The organism is Tardiphaga sp. (assembly GCF_028290785.1).
Classification (GTDB): Bacteria; Pseudomonadota; Alphaproteobacteria; order Rhizobiales; family Xanthobacteraceae; genus Tardiphaga.
This window is the reverse complement of the sequence record NZ_JAQGJD010000139.1, coordinates 1-17854: the sequence shown is the minus strand read 5'-3', so window position 1 is coordinate 17854 and position 17854 is coordinate 1. Positions and strand designations below refer to the sequence as shown.

Sequence of the window (17854 nt, the reverse complement as noted above, 5' to 3'; positions counted from 1 at the left end):
GTCCAGCGGAATGTGGTCGAAATTGGACACATGCCACCAAATACCAGCGGAAACTCCCGCGAACATTGCGGTCCGACGAGTCAACCCGCAGGGGAGAATGGCTGGGTTATGGTTAATAATTGACTAACGAAAAACCCGCCCGGGGGGACAACCGGGCGGGTTTAAGCGATATCGGGCGCTGGGGTGGATGGGCGCTCGCGCCGGATACGGCCTCGTTGGGGAGGGATAACCGCTCCCACCTCCATCAGTCGCCGTAGCTCCGACAACGTTCAATGCGGTGACATTATTTTTCGAAATTTGCGGTCGGGACTATGGCTTCCCGGAAGCGATTTCAGGCGCGGACGCGTCCACCGCGCGGGTTGCCGGCGCTGGATCCGGAACGCTAGCAGGCGCCGGCACTGCGGCCACCGGGACCGTCCCAATTTGCACCGCCGACACCGCGGCGTAGGCATCCGCTGCGCCGGCGCCGAACAAATCGTCGCGGCCGGGCGCGCCGAGATCGCGCGCGCTCTTCATCAGTATCCCGCGCAACTCACGCGGCGTCAGTTGCGGATTGCGCTCGATCATCAGCGCCGCGAGCCCACTGACATAGGCCGCTGAAAACGAGGTGCCCGAGGTCATCTGATACTTACGGTCCGGCGCTGGCAGGAAAATATCGACGCCGGGCGCGGACACCGCAATATGGCTGCCGCGGTTGGAGGCGGCGAACAACCGGTCATAGGCGTCTGTAGCGCTCACCGCGATGACGTTAGGGTTGGCGGCGGGATACAGCGGCTGCGATTTCGGCCCCGCATTGCCGGATGCCGCGACCATCACGATGCCGCGGTCATCGCCGCGGCAATGCCGCGCTCGACTAGCGGATCCTGCGGGCCGGCAAAGCTCATATTGATCACCTGCGCGCCGTGCGACGCCGCGTAGTCGATACCCTTGAGGATGACGAAGGACGTGCTTTCGGTGCCGCTCGACGCCACGCCGAAGGCGCGGATTGCCAGGATGCGCGCAAGCGGCGCGCTGCCCATCAGCCGCGCATGCGACACGATTGCGCCGGCGATTCCGGTGCCATGGACGTGCGGACCTTCGGCGCTGCCCAGCGCGTCGAACGAACCCGCGATGGCATTGGCCAGTTCGGGATGCGCGACATCGATACACGAATCGATCACCGCGACCGTGACGTTGCTGCCATAAGCGAGCTTGTGGGCTTCCGGCAGCCGCATTTTCGCGAGCGCATATTGCGCGGGATCGCCCTCGCCCAGTGCTGGCGTCGTGGTCTGGTCCTGCAGTACGTAGCGGAAGTTGGGCTGGACGGCGCGCACGCTGGAATCCGCGCGCATTTGTAACGCGACGGCCTCGACCGGGCGATTGTCGGTGATGCGGAACAGCGTGAGGGTGCTGCCGATCAGCGGCAATTCCTGCGCCGCGATCCGCGCCAGTCGGTAGCGCTGCGCCAGCGCGCCGGCCTGGGCGTCGGTGAGCGCGCCGTCGATTTCCGCGACGATCTGGCCGGAGACGTAACGCTGATTGAGCGCAGCCGGCGCGCCGCGGCGCGGCCCCGCCCCAGCATTCTGGCTGCGGGGCGGCGGGCCGTTAAAACTGTTGTCGAGATCGGCGACGAACGGCACGTCCTTGCATTCGCCCGACGCCGCGCGGTTGGCATAGGCGCAGGCCGGATAGGTGTTGGACGAATAACGCACATAGGGAATGGTCGGCAGCACCACCGCAAGGCGGGGCGGCGTCGATGGCACGACCCGGCTTGGCGGCGGCGTGCGGCTGGCCGTGATGCCGCTCGACCGTGGCCCGCCACGACCGGTCGCGATACCCACGGCATTGATCCCGGTACGGCCGGCAACGGTCGGGCCGCGGCCGGCGATATTTCGGATGCGGCCGATGGCCGGGCCGCGCCCGGCGACACGGGCGGCGCCGGCGACATTCGGATTGATCCGCACCGTCGCGCCCGGCGAAAACGTCGTAATTCGTGAGCCCATGTTGAGGTTGGGCGAGCGCATCATCCTTTGCGCATGCCCCTCGACGACGCCGAGCGGGGCGATGGCGGCGATCAGGGCCAGAACCGCACCGCGCCGTGCCAACCGCTTGCCGGCATCGCGATCATGGTTCATGGCAAGCTCCTCGCACGCCGCCACGCGGTCGCGCGTCACGTGCTATCCCGGGCGACTATCGCCGCTTACTGCGCAGAGACCGCCATGCTGACGATCTTCTCGGCCTCCAGCCGGCGGATCAGGCCGGCGATCTGGTCGGGCGTCATCGCCTTGGTGCCGAACTGCAGCTGGAACAGGCCGTCCTTGCCGCCATCGACGATCGACCCCTGATACGTTTCCAGCAGCGCGGTGATGTCGGACATCCGCGCGGTCGGCGCGAAGCGCACGAAGGCGCGCGTCCCGGTATCCGGCGCGAGCGAGCGGGTGATCGTGGCCGGAGCGTTCGGCTGCGGCGCGGGCTGATAGGACGCAGTCTGGAACGAACCCGGTTCGCGCTTCATCAGGATCGCGCCGATCACGCCGGCCTGCAGCAGCAGCGCCAGCGCGCCGACCGCGGCGGAAGCGGCCAGCGTACGCGGCGACAGCCGAGCAAAAAACCCGGCGACCCGGGCGGAAATGTTGAAAGAGCCGTAGGAATCCCGCGCCGGCTCGGCGTCGATCGCGGCGAACAGTTTCTGCATTGCCCGTGACGAGGGTGCGCCTAGGCTCTCGTTGAGCAGGATGGTTTCGGCATATTCCTCCTGGATGGCGGCATATTGCCGGGCCAGCTCGGGATCCTTGGCCAGCGCCTCATCGACGCGGCGGGTGTCGCGCGCATTGAGCGTGCCGGCAGCGTGCCAAGGCAACAGTGCCTCGATCTCGCCGGGTGCCTCGTCCTGCACTTTGTTGCTCATCGCCATCATGGCCAGCCTCGTTCTACGCCGGCTGCCTTGAGCAGTTCGGCCAATTTCTTGCGCGCATAAAACAGCCGCGTCTTCACAGTATTCTCAGGAATTCCCACGATCTCGGCCACTTCTTCCACGGATTTTTCGTGGTAGTAGACCAGATCGACGATCTCCCGGTGATCTGGCGAAAGCGACGTCAGGCACTTCCGCAACGCGACACTGGTATCCTTCTTCTGCACGGCGACTTCCGGATCGTCGGACGAGTCCGGAATCGCGTTGGCCGTTTCGTCGTCCAGCTCGGCATCCTTGCGCTTGCGCAGCGCCGACAGCGCCTTGAACCGCGTAATCGCCAGCAGCCAGGTCGAGACCGCGGAACGGCCTTCGAATTTGCCGGCCTGGCGCCATACGTCAAGGAACACCTCGCTGATCAGGTCTTCAGCAATCTGCTCATTCCGGACCAGCCGCAGCCCAAAACGAAACACCCGGACGTGATGCCTGCCGTACAGCACCTGCATGGCGAGACGGTCGCCTTGCGCGATCCGAGCGATCAGGACGTCGTCCGAGGTCGCCTGCGTCGCACTCAATGGCCGTCTCGCAAAGTTGGTCGGGGAAAGGACGTAAGAGGTTCGACTGACAAGGCAAAATCTTCTCAATGACGCCGGAAAACGCCGGGCGCAGCCGCGTCGAACGCAAGTTCGGCGGCCTTTGCGCACAAGCATGCCACGTCGGATATCATAGCGCGCCAGTCCCCCGCGAAACGATTCACCCTGCAACCTTACCAAGTCGTAGCGCGCCGACCAGTCCCTGTCGCGCGATCCGACTTTTTTGCGGCGCAGCCTCGCTCTTCCGTCCCCAAACACAGTACCGCCAGGCGGAGTATAATCGCCTGGCGGCACCGCTTGGAACTGGGCATTGCAATACCCCAGCTTCAATAGGTCTGCGGCTACCAGAAAAGGTTCAGCCCGAAACCTTAAGATATGGATCCCGTAGCTTCAGGTGGCGGATTTCCGCTACATCAAGTCAACTTCAGCCCCGGCACTCACCAGGCCGGGGCCCTTTTTTACTGAATTGAGTGTGTGCGGTATCCGACAGTACCATAATACTGCTCGGAGCGGGTCAAATTATCCTGTCAAATAAACAGGATAGCGTCGTGCGGACTCAGGTACCACACGATAAAAGATACGAAACCTAAAGGCTTGGGCGATTAGGTTACAACAATTCGATACCGGCGCTAGAGAGACCATGATCACGGCCACCTCCATTCAGGGACCGGCGAACGGCGATTTTGAATTCGTCGATGGCGAAGCGCTGTCGGAAACGCTGATCAGGCGCCTGAAACGCCGGCGCCAGACCCTTGCTCTGGCGGCGATCAGCCACGCGGTCAATGTCGCGCTGCTGGCGGTCTATGCCGCGGCCGGAACTATTTCGTTCACCGTGGTCGCCATCTTCGCGGCCTGTGCCGCCGGGTCGGTCGGCTTCTTCTGGGCGCTTTCCGAAAGCGGCGTGACCGACCGTTCGAGCGACCATCATTTCGCGGCGCCCTACACCGCGACCACTTTCGCCTTGCTGCTCGCCTTCATCTACATCGTGCCTGAAGTCGCCGTGGTGTTTCTCTGTGCGCTGTTCCTGGTGGCCAACGTCATCGCCCTGCGCTCGACGCCGCGCCAGGGCGTCGTGGCCTGGACCGTGATCACCGGCGGCCTGGCCGTATTGTTTGGGCTGGCCGATCTGCCGCTGTCGCTGCCCTACGGCCCCCCGCTAGAGCGGCTGGCAACCCTGCTGACATTCTCCCTCACCATCGGCCGCAGCATCTTCATCGGGGTCTTCGCCAGCACCCTGCGCGAGGCGCTGTACCGGCGTCGCGTCGAACTCGAGGCCGCCTACAAGCGGATCGAAGAGCTGGCTGAACTCGACGAACTGACGGGATCGTTCAACCGCCGCTGCATCATGCGGATGCTGGACGACGAGATCGTCCGCGCCCAGCGCAGCAAACTGCCCTGCTCCATCGCGCTGATCGATCTCGACTGGTTCAAGCGCATCAACGACAGCTTCGGTCATCCCACCGGCGACGAAGTGCTGCGGACATTCGCCATCACCATCTTCGCCAACATTCGCAGCATCGACAAGTTCGGCCGCTACGGCGGCGAGGAATTCCTGCTGGTGCTGCCCGGCACGCCCCATGAAATGGCGGTGCAGATGCTCGACCGGCTGCGTTCGATCACCGCCGCCCTCGACTGGAGCGCGTTTTCGGAAGGGCTCTCCGTGACGATCTCCGCAGGCGTTGCGACATTAGGTCCGCACGAAACACCCGACACGCTGCTTGCACGTGCCGACCGCGCGCTCTACGCAGCCAAGGAGCGTGGACGAAACCGTATTGGCAGCGCCTGAATGTTATTTTAGTTGTCCCGGCCGCGAAGAATTCGCGGCCGGTTATTTTCGAAAGCTCCAGGACAGAGTCATGACTTCGAAATCTACCCTGACGGCCAGTTTGCTCGACGAGCTGCAGACGACATTGGCCCATGGCACGGTCGCGCGCCGCGTCGAGACGCTGCGCCGTGTCACCGATCTCTTTATCAGCAACGCCGTGGATTATTCCGATGCCCAGATCGCCGTGTTCGACGACGTGTTCGCCTGCCTGATCGAGCAGCTCGAGGCTTCCGCCAAGGTGCTGCTGGCCGAGCGCCTCGGGCCGGTCGCCGGCGCGCCGCCGCGGGTGATGCGCACGCTGGCCTTCGATGACCTCGCTGAAGTCGCCGCGCCGGTGCTGTCGCAGTCGGACCGGCTCGACGACCAGACCCTGATCGAAAACGCGAGCACCAAGAGCCAGGCCCACCTGCTGGCCATTTCGGTGCGCAGGATCCTGAGCCGCGCGGTCACCGACGTGCTGGTCGCGCGCGGCGATGACACCGTCGTCAAGAGCACCGCCAGCAACCCCGGCGCCGACTTCTCCGAAAACGGCTACTCGACGCTGCTGTCGCGCGCCGAGCGCGATGACGGCATCGCGACCTGCGTCGGCCTGCGCGCCTCCATTCCCCGGCATCACTATCTCAAGCTGGTGGCCAAGGCCTCCGCGTCCGTGCGCGCCCGGCTCGACGCCGCGCATCCGCAATGGTCGGACGATGTTGCGGCGGCCGTCCAGGAAGCGACGCAACGCGCCCGTTCGGCGCCATCGGCCATCAACCGGGAAACCACCACCGCCCATGGGCTGGTGCGCTCGCTGTTCGACGACGGCCGGCTGGACGAGATCCAGGTAGCGAAATTCGCGGAGGCCGGCCACTTCGACGAAACCAACGCCGCGATTGCCTGCCTCGCCAACGTTCCGGTCGCCGTCGCCGAGTCCATGATGGTGGAGTCGCGGACCGAGGGCATCTTCATCCTCGCGAAGGTGGCAAATATGTCATGGTCGACGGTCAAGGCCATCATCAACATGCGCGAACAGCTCGCGGGCGCACCGATGTCCGACAACCGCACCGACAAGGATATCTACGAGCGGCTACGACCGTCCACCGCGCAACAGGTGCTGCGCTTTCATCGCATGCAGCAGGCCACCTCCAACATGCCGGCGGCCTGACGCAGCGCTTCCCGCTTCACCTCTCCCCGCCTGGCGAAGCTTGCTTTCGCGCGACGGAGCGAGGGAAGCAGGCGCACTTTCCGAAAACGGATCGGATTCCAGTCGGCATGGCCTTGTCCGTCCAGGCGTTGATGACGGGCCCACATATGCAGGCGATATCGCTGGATCGCGCTTCGGAATTGAGCGGCAGCCAGATTTCCTCCGGATTTTTCACCAACCCTATATGAACGAGATTTTCAGCTCGCAGGGATTGGGGTACGATCTGATTCTGGCGCGGCCCACGCCTCCCTCCCTCCGCTCGGGAAAGTAGAATTCATACAGGGCTATGCGCTCATCAACCGACTGTTCGAGCAAAAGCAAAAGGAGGGATTGCGAATACCGCTCGCTATAGGAGGTTATCGATGAAGCTGTCTGCGCCCATCTATCATTTGAAGCGCAAGGCGAAGCTGCTGGCTCGCCAACGCGCCATTCCCTTACACCACGCGCTTGACCGCATTGCGGTTCAGGAAGGCTATAGCGGCTGGAGCTTGCTGGCCGCGCGGCATGCGGCCACCTCTCCCGCCGCCAAGCTGTTCGGGCGGCTGACGCAAGGCGACCTCGTGCTGGTCGGCGCCCGGCCGGGCCACGGCAAGACCCTGATGGCGCTTGAACTTGCCGTAGAGGCGATGAAGCTTGGTCATCGGGGCGTCTTCTTCACCCTGGAGTTCACCGAGAAGGACATCTTGAACCGGTTCGATGTAATCAGCGTAAAACTCGCACAGTTTGGCGGCTTGTTCACGTTCGATTGCTCCGACGCCATCAGTGCCGATTACATCATGGCGACGCTGCAGTCGGCACCGTCGGGCACGCTGGTCGTCATCGATTACCTACAACTGCTCGATCAACGACGTGAAAGTCCTCCGCTGGCCGAGCAGGTCAGCGCGTTGAAGTCATTCGCGCGGGATCGCGGGCTGGTGATCGTTTTCATCTCCCAGATCGATCGCGCCTATGATCCGTCGAAGAAGCCGTATCCCGAAATGCAGGACGTGCGGCTGCCCAATCCGCTTGACCTGACGCTGTTCGACAAAACCTGTTTTCTGAACAATGGCGGCGTTCAGCTACAGGCGACGAGCTAAAATCCGACAGCGCCTTGCTTGCCTCTTCCCGCCGCTCCGTCATTGCGAGGAGCTCTTGCGACGAAGCAATCCGGTCTTTGCTTGCGGTCTTCTGGATTGCTTCGCTTCGCTCGAAATGACGTGGCTGGCGGTGCCGATTCCGCTTCAGCGCATCACGCTCTAGTACTTCAACAGTTTTGCGCCAGCCAACGCGCCGACTGCCGTCACCAGCGCGGTGGCCAGCGTGTACCAGGTCGCCACGAACAGCGGCGAGTCGTCGACGCAATGCGCGGCGTACAGCGTCGCCGCAAGGCCCGCCGACAGCAATCCCGCCAGCGCCCCCGCCACCGCCGGGCGCGCCGGCGCCCCTTGCCGCAAGGCGTACAAGGCCGCGCCGAGGATCGGCAGCGACAGAACCGGAATGGCGCTCAGGCACAACATCGAATTGCGGCCCATCAAACGCATCATCATCGGCGTGCGCTGCGGCATCATCATCTCGGCAATGAGCGCAGCGACGAGGATGAAGGGTGACAGCAACAGAAGCCAGATCCAGCGCCCGAGCGTGGCCTCCGGGCGCGACAGATGCAGGCTGATCACGATGGCCGGAATGGCGAGCGCGAGCGTCACCAGGAACTTGGTATCGAAGAACGGATTGCGCATCGCGGTCATGAAATCCGGCCGGAAGCCGATGGTGACAAGCAGCATCGCCGCGGTCACCGGTAACGCCACCAGAAGCGCCGTCGCCAGTGCCGTGCCGACCCGGCGATCGCGCTGCTCGTGATCGGCGGCCAGCGCTTGAATCAGGCGATCGGTATCCATCAATCCCTCCGCAGCTTGGCCGCCAGGCTGGCGAGGCCCCGGTGCAGCGCCACGCGCACGGCACCTTCGCTCATCGACAGCTTCGACGCCGTCGCCTTGATCGACTCGCTTTGCACCGCAATCGACTGCAGCACGTCGCGCTGCCGCGGCGGCAGCCCGGCGAGGTGATCGGCGATCTCGGCTTGCGGCAAGGTCTCCGCCGGCGGCTCGCTCGGAATCACCTCGGCGAAATCGTCGATGTTGACAAAGATGCGGCGGCCGCGCCGGCGCAGCGCGTCGATCAGCTTGTTGCGGGCGATGGCGAACAGCCATGGCGCGAACGGCGCCTCGGTGTCCCAGGTCTGCCGCTTCAGATGCACCGCCAGCAAAATGTCCTGCACAATATCCTCGGCCTGGTCAGGCGGCTGGCCGGCCCTCGCCAGCCCACGCCGCGCCCCCGCCCGCAGCACCGGCGTAACCGACTTCAGCAGGCGGTGATAAGCGACACCGTCTCCCGCATTGGCCGATCGCATCAGATCGGTCCACTCGTCGTCACGTCCGTGCACGCACGCTCCTAACAGGACAATTCGGCCGAAACTTCAATTTGTTACGGCGGACGGCGAAATATTCCGCCGTCACATGGTCCGCAACGCGGGCTTGTCGCGTCACGCCCTGGATGAACGGCGTTTCGGCTGGGCACGGCATATCATCCATTTCGCCAGTCTGACACCTGCCCCTTGATTCCAAAAACAAATTTCGCCGGCGTTGCCGTCGAACGCCCGGGCCTGCCCCGGTTTTGCCGGACTCCGCCAAAAATTCCCTTTTTTGGCCGCGCTGTGGACACGGCTGCAGGCTCCCTTGCGATCGGGGGCGGGCATTTCGGGGAGATCGCCATGAATATCACAGCCAGCGGGCGCTCGGCGGCCATTCTCGCCGCGGGACTTTGGATGTGCATCGCAGGACCGCTGCGCGCGACGGAGACCGACGCGCGTGCGGCCGATCCGGCAGCGACGGCGGAAGCAGCGCCGGACAAGCCGATGGCGCTAAACAAATCCAACAGGCACCACAGCTCGAAGAAGGTCACCGCGAAATCGCGCAAAACCGACAATAAGTCGGACAGCAAGACCGACAAGGCGGCGTCGAAAACACCCGATACGCCGGCCGATGACAAGGGCACCAAGACCGGTGACGGCGCGAACATGCCGGCGGCGGTTGCCAACGCCAATGCGCAACTGCCGGCTGAATTGCCTGCTGATACGTCAAAGATGGACGCGCAGGCCGACGGCATGCAGAACTGGATGGGCCGCAAGCCGGACGGCGCCGCCGCGATGCCGCCCGAGGACAATGCCCAGGTGGTCTCCGCCGACCAGCTCAACGAGGTCGATCGTGCGCTGAGCGACGACAAGCCGATCGACAAGCCGGCGCTGACGCTGGCAAAGGCCACCATCGATGCGCCGGTGATCGTCAACCGCGACGATGCGGCGTGGGACAAAACCTCTTTGATCGGCAAGATCTTCATCGCCTTCGGCGGCCTGCTGACCATGGCCTCCGCGGCACGGATGTTCATGGCCTGACGGCCTGGTTCTTGCCCTTGTACGGCATCCCGCCAGCGGGCACATTGCGCGGCGGCCGGAGACGGCCGCCACAAACAATGCGGGATGAAACATGAGCTACGAACACATCATCGTCGAGCGCCGGGGCGCGGTCGGCCTTCTCACGCTGAACCGCCCGAAGATGCTCAACGCATTGTCGTTCGGCGTGTTCGGTGAGATCAAGCTCGCCATCGACGAGCTGGAAGCGGATGACGGCGTCGGCTGCATCGTCGTCACCGGCAGCGAGAAGGCATTTGCCGCCGGCGCCGACATCAAGGAGATGCAGCCGAAAAGCTTCATCGACATGTTCAATCGCGACTTCACCCAGATCGGCGGCGACCGCGTCGCCACCTGCACCAAGCCGACCATCGCAGCCGTGTCCGGTTACGCGCTCGGCGGCGGCTGCGAGCTGGCCATGATGTGCGATATCATCGTCGCTTCCGACACCGCCAAATTCGGCCAGCCGGAAATCACGCTGGGCACCATTCCCGGCATCGGCGGCACCCAGCGCCTGACCCGGGCGATAGGCAAATCCAAGGCGATGGACCTGTGCCTCACCGGGCGCATGATGGACGCCGCCGAGGCCGAACGCGCCGGCCTGGTCAGCCGCATCGTGCCGGCGGACAAGTTGATGGAAGAAGTGATGGCGATGGCCGAGAAGATCGCCGCGATGTCGCGCCCGGTGGCGTCGATGGCCAAGAGCGCCGTCAACCGCGCGTTCGAGACGCCGCTGACCGAAGGCCTCAAGGTCGAGCGCGACCTGTTCCACGCGACTTTCGCGCTGGAGGATCGCAGCGAGGGCATGGCGGCGTTCATCGAGAAGCGCAAGCCGGTGAACAAGAACAGGTAGCTCCCGTTCCCCGGACGCAGCGCAATGCGTCGCTCTTTGGCGACGTAGTGCGCTGCAGAGCCGGGGTCCCGGTGATCTGCGAAAGAACGACCGGGATCCCGGATCTGCGAAGCGGCACTACGCGCCGCATCGCGTCCGGGACACGAATGAGCGGCGACGCTACTTGTTTCTTGCCAGCGCCCCACACACCAGCATTCGATAGACGCGATCCTTCAGCGTCGCGGGCCGATCCAGGCCCAGCCGGGAAAGACAAGCTCTATCCGAGGCTTGCGGTGCGTGCTGCCATCCCTGCCACAAAAGCGCCGCAAGACCTTGTGGCGAAGTTGCGGCAGCGCTTAAAATCTGCAGCGCGGGGATCAAACGCTGCTCGACCTCGGTAAAGTCGCTGCCGAACGGAAACATTGGCAGCAACCCCGCTTCGCGCGCAGGCTTCAGCGCCGCTGCGATCCGCTCCGGCGTGTTGTCGCGATTCGCGGCAGCGATCTCGAAGCCTTTCGGCAGCTTGCCGGCGTCCTTGGCCTGCTTCATCAACTCCGGCTGAAACCGCGAATCCGCCACCGCCAGCATCGCCGCGATCACATCGGCATCCGACTTGCCCCTGAGATCGGCGACGCCGTATTCGGTGATGACGATATCGCGCAGATGCCGCGGGATGGTCTCATGGCCGTAGCGCCAGCGGATGTTGGAGACCGGCTTGTTGCCGGCGCGCACCGCCTCCACGGCGAGCATCGAGCGCGCGCCCTCCAGCGCGAAGGCCTGCGCCACGAAATTGTACTGGCCGCCGACGCCGCTCACCACCTGGCCATCGTCGAGCCCGTCGGAAACGACTGCGCCCAGCAGCGTCGCCATCATCGCATTGTTGACAAAGCGCGCATCGACGCGGGCGCGGCGCTTTGCGGTCTCATTGCCGTACAGTTCGTTGGTGAAAGACACCGGCATCATCTGGATTTTGGCCAGTTGGGCCGGCGCCATCTCGCGTAATGCCGCATAGAACGATTTCGGCCCGAGGAAGAACGCGCCGTGCAGGATCACGCCATCGACTTCGCGCTTCAAAATACCGGCGTCGATCAGGCCGAGAAAGGCCTCGAACAGCATTTCGCTGACGCCGTAGAGTCCCTTTTCAAAGCTGCCGCTTTCGAGTGGCAGCGCGCCGGGCGATAGCCGCTGCATGATGTTCCGGAACGCCCCGTTGTCGCGCTGGCGCACGATCAATCCCTGCGCCAGCGCATCGCCGACCTGGCCGATGCCGATCTGCAGCGTGCCGCCATCGCGCACCAGGCCAGTGGCATGCAGGCCGATCGCATATTTGGTGTCAGAGATGGGCTCCGGTGGCGGCGCGAACAGCGGAAACTCGGTCGCCGCGCTTTCCAGCACGGCGCTGAATTCGGAGCCTTCGAGATCGCCCTGCCCCGGCATGAACGGCAGTTCGGAATTGACCTGCCCGATCAGTTTGAACGCGGCGCGGCCCTCGGCGCGGGCGCGCAGCAGGTCCAGCGTGGTGTCGGTGTTGCAGCTCAGGCTGTAGCGCACGACGCCGTCCACCACTCGCTTCGCCACCAGTTGGGTGATGACATTGAGCCCGCGCGCCAGCAGATAGGACGCCGCATGGGTGTAGTTCGCAGAAATGTAGTTCTGCTGCGCCTTCGGCACACGCAGCCACTTGCCGGCGAGGAAGAAGAATTCGATCACCTCGATATTGTCCGGCAGTGCGCCGCGATGCAGCGCGTCGGCATAATCGAGATCGGGATAGGAGCCGAACAGCCGCTCGATCACCGGTGAGATGAAGCGTTTCTCCAGCTCGCTGGACGGCTTCGGCTTCTCCAGCGTCAACGCCGAGAACAGCGTCAGCTTGATGCTGCGGTCGGCGGCGGCGCGCTGGTACAGCGCATTGACGATGTGGTTGGCCTTGCCGAGGCCGAGCGGCAGGCCGACCACCAGCGTGGTGCCGACATCGCGAATGATCTCTTCCGCGATGGCCTCGGGATCGGCGAACATTTTCGGCATGCGGTGTCCGGTTGTCGCGGAGGCGAACGGCATGGCCGCGCGATCGCGTGGGCCCGACGTCGCTACCATCGGGTGCAGCGTTATTCAGAAATGTGCCCGACATGCAACACACGGTACCGTATCCGCACGGGCTTGTTGTCGCATTCCGAATGCCGGTATTTCCCCCTAGGGTCCTGATCAATCAAGCGAACTGGGCGCCGAAATGCCCTGTGGGGAACGCGTCGAAGCCCGGAGGTTCTTCACCGGATGGTTTGCCTGTGATGGCAACGCCCTCTAAACATACAATGGACGTCGGCGGGGGCGGACGTTCGAAGATTGCTTTGGGATAACATGATTCGTGATCACGGGAGATTGGGCCTCGCCGCAAGGCGCGCGCTGCGCACAGGCATGGCTCTGGGCGTCGCCGGTTGCTGCGTCCTGGCGCTGTCCGATGCCCACGCCGAGACCGTTCCGGAAGCCCTAGCCAAGGCCTATCAGTCCAATCCGCAGCTAAATGCCGAGCGCGCCCGGCAGCGCGCCACCGACGAGAACGTGCCGCAGGCGATGGCCGGCTACCGGCCGCAGGTCAACGCCACCCTGAGCTACGGTTTGCAGGCCGTGCGCAACCTGCTGGTGGACAACACCATCGCGGGCGCAACGCTGAAACCATGGACGATCGGCGTCACCGTCACGCAAACGTTATATAACGGCAACAAGACCGCCAACAGCGTCCGCGTCGCCGAATTGCAGGTGCAGTCCGGCCGCGAGGCGCTGCGCAATGTCGGCCAGGGCGTGCTGCTCGACGCCGTGATCGCCTATACCAACGTGCTGGCCAACCAGTCGCTGGTCGAGGCACAACGCGCCAATGTCACGTCGCTGAAGGAAACCCTGGGCATCGCGCAGAAGCGGCTCAATGCCGGCGACGTCACGCCGACCGACACCTCGCAGGCCGAAGCCCGTCTCGCGCGCGGCCAGGCCGATCTGAACGCCTCGGAAGTGACGCTGGCCATCAGCCAGGCCACCTATGCGGCGGTGATTGGCGCGGCGCCGGCGCGGCTTAGCCCGGCCGAGCCGATGGACCGCCTGCTGCCGCGCAGCCGTGACGACGCCGTGGCGATGGCCTTCAAGAGCCACCCCGCGGTGGTCGCCGCCAGCTTCGACGTCGATGTCGCCACCACCACCATCAAGGTCACGGAAAGCACCCTGCTGCCGACCATCACCTTGCAGGGCAGCGCCAGCCGCTCCCGGGATTCCGACCCGACGCTCGGGACTTTCGGCACCGACCAGGCCTCGATCGTCGGCCAGCTCAACGCGCCGCTTTATGATGGCGGCCTTGCCGCCGCGCAAACCCGGCAGGCCAAGGAACTTTCCTCGGTAAGCCGGCTGGTGCTGGACCAGGTGCGCACCCAGGCACGCACGGCGGCCACCGGCGCGTGGGTTTCCAACGAGGGCTCCAAAACCGCGGTCACGGCCGCCGAGGCCGAAGTGCGCGCCGCCGGCGTCGCGCTGGCGGGCGTACAGCGCGAGGCCGCCGGCGGCCAGCGCACCACCGTCGATGTGCTGAACTCGCAGCAGGATCTGGTGTCGGCGAAAGCCCGGCTGATCGGCGCGCAACGCGACCGCGTCATCGCCTCCTACGCGCTGCTCAGCGCCGTCGGTCGGCTCGACGTCAAGACGCTCGGCCTCAACACCCCGGACTACCTGCCGGAAGTGCACTACCATCAGGTGCGCGACGCCTGGCACGGGTTGCGGACGCCGGACGGGAAGTAACGACCGCACATACTTCACCTCGCCCCGCACTTGCGGGGAGAGGGAAGCAAGCGCCATCTACTTCTTCCCCATCGCCATGGTCAGCGCTGCGATCAGAGCCGCGACGTCATACGGCTTGCGCACGATCGGCACGTCGCTCATTTCCGGCGGGATCAGGCTGGTTTCGCCGTAGCCGGTGGCGAACACGAACGGGATGCCGCGCGCGACCAGCGCATGGGCCACCGGCAGCGAACTGCCATTGCCGAGATTGACGTCGAGGATCGCCACGTCGGGATGGAAGATCGTCAGGTTGTGCAGCGCCTCCTTCACCGAGGACGCGGTCTCCACGGTCCCGGCGCCTTCGTCGGCCAGCATGGTCTGCACGTCCATGGCAATGAGCAACTGGTCCTCGACCATCAGGATGCTCAGCCCGCGCATCGAGGCGGGCGGCGCATGATCGACCGCGCGCGCACTAGCGACCGGCTTTGCCACCGCCGCCGGCCAGGTGACAAACTGCGCCGGGATCAACAGCCTGACCCGGGCGCCTTCTTCCGCGTATTGGACCTCGCTCTCGCCGCCGAGATCATAAGGAATGCTGCGACCGATCAGCATCGAACCGAAACCCGGCTTCGCCATCGGGTTCACCCGCGGGCCGTCGCGCTCAAGCCAATCGATGTCGCAGTCGCCCAACGGTGTGCGCTGCCATTTCAGCGACAGCCGGCCGGCATGAACCGACAGCGCGCCGTACTTGGCGGCGTTGGTCGCCAGTTCGTGCAGCACCAGCGCAAGCACGGAGAACGCGCGCGCATCGAGCAGCACGTCGGGACCATCCAGCGCGATTTCGGCGGTGACGTCCCGATAGGGCGACAGTTCGGCTTCGAGCAATTCCCGCAAGCCGCCGCCGCCGGCGCCGCGGATCACCTGGTCATGGGCCAGCGACAGGGCCTGGATCCGGCCCCTCAATGAGGCCACATAGGCCTCGATGCTGCGGCCTTCTTCGACCGGGTGCGAGACAAGCGATTTGATCAGCGCCAGGATATTCTTGACGCGGTGATTGAGCTCTTCATTGAGCATCTTCTGGCGCAGATCGGCCTTGTGCCGCTCGTCGGCCAACAGCTCGCTGTGGCGCATCACCACTTCCACCAGTGAGGTGCGCGTGGCCTCCGCAGTGTCGCGCTCAGTGGGCAGCCAGGGGTGCGATTGCCGCTCCACGGCCTGCTTCCAGATCGCAAAACTCTTGCGCGGCGTCAGGCGATCGCCGAGCGGCCCGCTCTCGTAGCGCTTGTTCGGATCGCCGCCCCAGTTCACGGTCTGGGCGACTTCCTTGCGGAAAAACACCAGATAGTCGCGCGGCAATTGTGACAGCGGCACCGCCAGCACGCCGGAGGCTTCGGCGCGGTAGACCTCGGCGCCCGGCAGCCGCTCGGACAGCGCATTGGTGGCCCACACCCGGCCTCCGGCCACTGAGTTGATGAAGCTCATCAGAGCAGGCACGGCCGCCGTCGGCGGCGTGCTGCCATGGCAGGTCCAGGTCTTGTTGATATAGAGGCCGACACCATCGCAGGGCATCAGAGCGGTGAAATCGGCAACGCTGTCGCGCAACAGGTCTTGGATTTCGCCGTGCGGCGTCACATTCTGCATCAGCCGGTCGAGAAACTGCCGCGCGCGCTCGCTGGCTTCGAGCTTGCGCTTCTGGATCAGCTCGGCGAGCTGCAACGAAAAGAACTCGCCGAACATTTCCGCAGCAACGCGCTTTTCCATCGGCAGCACGCGCGGCTCGTAGTGGTGGCAGGCGATCAGGCCCCACAACACGCCCTTGCTGACGATCGAGATCGACATCGAGGCGCCGACGCCCATGTTGCGCAGATATTCGCAATGGATCGGCGAGACACTGCGCAGATGCGCGAAGGACAGATCGAGCGGTTCGCCGGACGTATCGAGCGCCGGCTCGATGGCGACGCGCTCGCCATCCGTATTGGAGACGATGCGGATGGTGTTCTGCACATACAGCACGCGCGCCTGCTGCGGGATATCGCTGGCCGGAAAATGTTGGCCGAGAAAACTTTCCAGATCGCCGCGCCTGGCCTCGCTGATGACCTGGCCGGAGCCGTCATGGGCGAAGCGATAGAGCATCACCCGGTCATAGCCGAGCGCGGCGCGGAGCAGGCGCGCGGCGCCGTCAAACAACGCGTCGAGATCGGCAATCTGCCCGATCCGCCCCATCAGTAGCCGCGCCAGCTCCAGCGGCGGCGTGGTGTCCGCGTCAGTCGTCCGCTCGAATTCGACGATGTTGACGCCCTGGTGGCGGTGGATGGCAATGTTGAAAGTGTCGGACGAATGCGCGATGCGGACCCCGAGCAGCAGTCCCGGACGCGTCAGGTTACCCCACCGGGCGACGGCATTGCGAATGTCATGGGTCGCCTGCTCGCCGATCAGCTCGTCCAGCGTTCTGCCGTTGATGTCGGTATTCTCGACGCCGAGCATCGCCCCGGCATTGACCGAATGGCGCCGCACTATAGCGACGGAACCGTCGCAGGCCAGCAGGCAGCCATGCGGCTGAATGCTGCCAGGGATATGAATCGGTTCGCGATCGCAATTGGTCAGATCGACGGTGTCGGTGGAGGCCAGCATTCAGCACACTCTGGAGGCCACCAAGACGCAGCCCAAGGGTTGATCGATCCAACGAACGATCACCCTTTTCGATCCGACGCCAGCAAATAATCCGTCTCGTCGGTGACCGGACGGATAACCGCCCTACCGCGTCTTGCGCGAAAACACCGAGATCAGGACCGGCAGCGTGATCAAAATCACCAGCGGCGCCAACATCATGCCGGTCACCACCACGATGGCGAGCGGCTTTTGCACCTGGGAACCGATGCCTTCCGACAGCGCCGCGGGCAGCAGGCCGATGCCGGCGACGATGCAGGTCATCAGCACCGGGCGGAGCTGCAGTTCGCCGGTGCGGATCACTGCCTTCAGGCGCTCATAGCCTTCGTCGATCAGCTGGTTGTATTGCGACAGGATCAGAATGCCGTCCATTACCGCGATGCCGAACAACGCGATGAAGCCGATCGCCGCCGAAACGCTGAACGGGATGCCGGAGATCAGCAGGCCGAGCACGCCGCCGAAGATCGCCATCGGGATCACGCTCATAGCCAGCAGAGTATCGACCATCGAGCCGAAGTTGAACCACAGCAGCACGCCGATCAGCAGCAGGCTGATCGGCACCACGATGGACAGCCGCTTGATGGCGTCCTGCAGATTTCCGAACTCGCCGACCCATTCGACCCGTGACCCCGGCGGCAGTTGCACCTGTTCGGCGACCTTGTCCTGGGCCTC

Annotated in this window: 13 protein-coding genes and 1 pseudogene; 6 read left to right on the top strand and 8 right to left on the bottom strand. The window is 64.5% G+C overall.

Annotation, left to right across the window (positions count from 1 at the left end):
- Nucleotides 1–309: 309 nt before the first annotated feature.
- The 3 genes and pseudogenes from JWR89_RS08210 to JWR89_RS08200 form a co-directional block, all read right to left on the bottom strand.
- Nucleotides 310–2006: pseudogene (locus tag JWR89_RS08210) on the bottom strand (S8 family serine peptidase).
- A 173-nt stretch (nt 2007–2179) separates the two neighbouring features.
- Nucleotides 2180–2896 carry a hypothetical protein gene (locus JWR89_RS08205; protein WP_299714129.1) on the bottom strand — a complete coding sequence of 239 codons (717 nt, stop codon included), beginning with the start codon at nt 2894–2896 and terminating at the stop codon, nt 2180–2182.
- On the bottom strand, nt 2893–3462 hold the full coding sequence (locus JWR89_RS08200; RefSeq protein WP_299714219.1) for a sigma-70 family RNA polymerase sigma factor: 570 nt from the start codon (nt 3460–3462) through the stop codon (nt 2893–2895). The genes JWR89_RS08205 and JWR89_RS08200 overlap by 4 nt, the downstream gene beginning before the upstream one ends.
- A gap of 658 nt (nt 3463–4120) precedes the next feature.
- Here JWR89_RS08200 and JWR89_RS08195 point away from each other — a divergent pair.
- The 3 genes from JWR89_RS08195 to JWR89_RS08185 all read left to right on the top strand — a co-directional run bounded on the left by JWR89_RS08195 (nt 4121) and on the right by JWR89_RS08185 (nt 7564).
- Nucleotides 4121–5266: a GGDEF domain-containing protein gene (locus JWR89_RS08195; protein WP_299714126.1), complete on the top strand. Its 1146-nt coding sequence runs from the start codon at nt 4121–4123 to the stop codon at nt 5264–5266.
- A 70-nt stretch (nt 5267–5336) separates the two neighbouring features.
- Nucleotides 5337–6449, top strand: coding sequence for a DUF2336 domain-containing protein (locus JWR89_RS08190; RefSeq protein WP_299714124.1), 1113 nt, complete (start codon nt 5337–5339; stop codon nt 6447–6449).
- A gap of 401 nt (nt 6450–6850) precedes the next feature.
- Nucleotides 6851–7564 carry a DNA helicase gene (locus JWR89_RS08185; RefSeq protein ID WP_299714122.1) on the top strand — a complete coding sequence of 238 codons (714 nt, stop codon included), beginning with the start codon at nt 6851–6853 and terminating at the stop codon, nt 7562–7564.
- A gap of 159 nt (nt 7565–7723) precedes the next feature.
- On the opposite strand, the gene JWR89_RS08180 is transcribed toward JWR89_RS08185, so the two are convergent.
- Together JWR89_RS08180 and JWR89_RS08175 are read right to left on the bottom strand one after the other, a co-directional pair.
- Nucleotides 7724–8362, bottom strand: a complete 639-nt coding sequence (locus JWR89_RS08180) for a DUF1109 domain-containing protein (protein ID WP_299714119.1) — start codon at nt 8360–8362, stop codon at nt 7724–7726.
- Complete coding sequence (locus tag JWR89_RS08175; protein WP_299714116.1) at nt 8362–8907, bottom strand: sigma-70 family RNA polymerase sigma factor; 546 nt, start codon at nt 8905–8907, stop codon at nt 8362–8364. Before JWR89_RS08175 ends, JWR89_RS08180 begins: the two co-directional genes overlap by 1 nt.
- Before the next feature lie 327 nt (nt 8908–9234).
- Here JWR89_RS08175 and JWR89_RS08170 point away from each other — a divergent pair, with 327 nt between their 5' ends.
- On the top strand, nt 9235–9915 hold the full coding sequence (locus tag JWR89_RS08170) for a hypothetical protein (RefSeq protein ID WP_299714113.1): 681 nt from the start codon (nt 9235–9237) through the stop codon (nt 9913–9915).
- A gap of 91 nt (nt 9916–10006) precedes the next feature.
- Nucleotides 10007–10783, top strand: a complete 777-nt coding sequence (locus tag JWR89_RS08165) for an enoyl-CoA hydratase (protein ID WP_299714110.1) — start codon at nt 10007–10009, stop codon at nt 10781–10783.
- A gap of 159 nt (nt 10784–10942) precedes the next feature.
- On the opposite strand, the gene JWR89_RS08160 is transcribed toward JWR89_RS08165, so the two are convergent.
- Entirely contained in the window at nt 10943–12787 is a 1845-nt protein-coding gene (locus JWR89_RS08160) for an acetyl-CoA hydrolase/transferase C-terminal domain-containing protein (RefSeq protein ID WP_299714106.1), read from the bottom strand.
- A gap of 387 nt (nt 12788–13174) precedes the next feature.
- Between JWR89_RS08160 and JWR89_RS08155 the strand changes: the two genes are divergently transcribed.
- Complete coding sequence (locus JWR89_RS08155) at nt 13175–14536, top strand: TolC family outer membrane protein (protein WP_299714104.1); 1362 nt, start codon at nt 13175–13177, stop codon at nt 14534–14536.
- A 57-nt stretch (nt 14537–14593) separates the two neighbouring features.
- On the opposite strand, the gene JWR89_RS08150 is transcribed toward JWR89_RS08155, so the two are convergent.
- Both JWR89_RS08150 and JWR89_RS08145 read right to left on the bottom strand, forming a co-directional pair.
- A complete protein-coding gene (locus JWR89_RS08150; protein ID WP_299714216.1) occupies nt 14594–17143 on the bottom strand; it encodes an HWE histidine kinase domain-containing protein in 2550 nt (849 codons plus the stop codon).
- A 126-nt stretch (nt 17144–17269) separates the two neighbouring features.
- Nucleotides 17270–17854 (bottom strand): efflux RND transporter permease subunit (locus tag JWR89_RS08145; protein ID WP_299714101.1); only part of this gene is annotated, 585 nt, incomplete at its 5' end.

Bases quoted from the DNA above. Each gene is read 5' to 3' on its own strand.
- JWR89_RS08205 (WP_299714129.1), bottom strand. From the start codon at position 2,896: ATGATGGCGATGAGCAACAAAGTGCAGGACGAGGCACCCGGCGAGATC.
- JWR89_RS08195 (WP_299714126.1), top strand. From the start codon at position 4,121: ATGATCACGGCCACCTCCATTCAGGGACCGGCGAACGGCGATTTTGAA.
- JWR89_RS08190 (WP_299714124.1), top strand. From the start codon at position 5,337: ATGACTTCGAAATCTACCCTGACGGCCAGTTTGCTCGACGAGCTGCAG.
- JWR89_RS08185 (WP_299714122.1), top strand. From the start codon at position 6,851: ATGAAGCTGTCTGCGCCCATCTATCATTTGAAGCGCAAGGCGAAGCTG.
- JWR89_RS08180 (WP_299714119.1), bottom strand. From the start codon at position 8,362: ATGGATACCGATCGCCTGATTCAAGCGCTGGCCGCCGATCACGAGCAG.
- JWR89_RS08170 (WP_299714113.1), top strand. From the start codon at position 9,235: ATGAATATCACAGCCAGCGGGCGCTCGGCGGCCATTCTCGCCGCGGGA.
- JWR89_RS08165 (WP_299714110.1), top strand. From the start codon at position 10,007: ATGAGCTACGAACACATCATCGTCGAGCGCCGGGGCGCGGTCGGCCTT.
- JWR89_RS08160 (WP_299714106.1), bottom strand. From the start codon at position 12,787: ATGCCGAAAATGTTCGCCGATCCCGAGGCCATCGCGGAAGAGATCATT.
- JWR89_RS08155 (WP_299714104.1), top strand. From the start codon at position 13,175: ATGGCTCTGGGCGTCGCCGGTTGCTGCGTCCTGGCGCTGTCCGATGCC.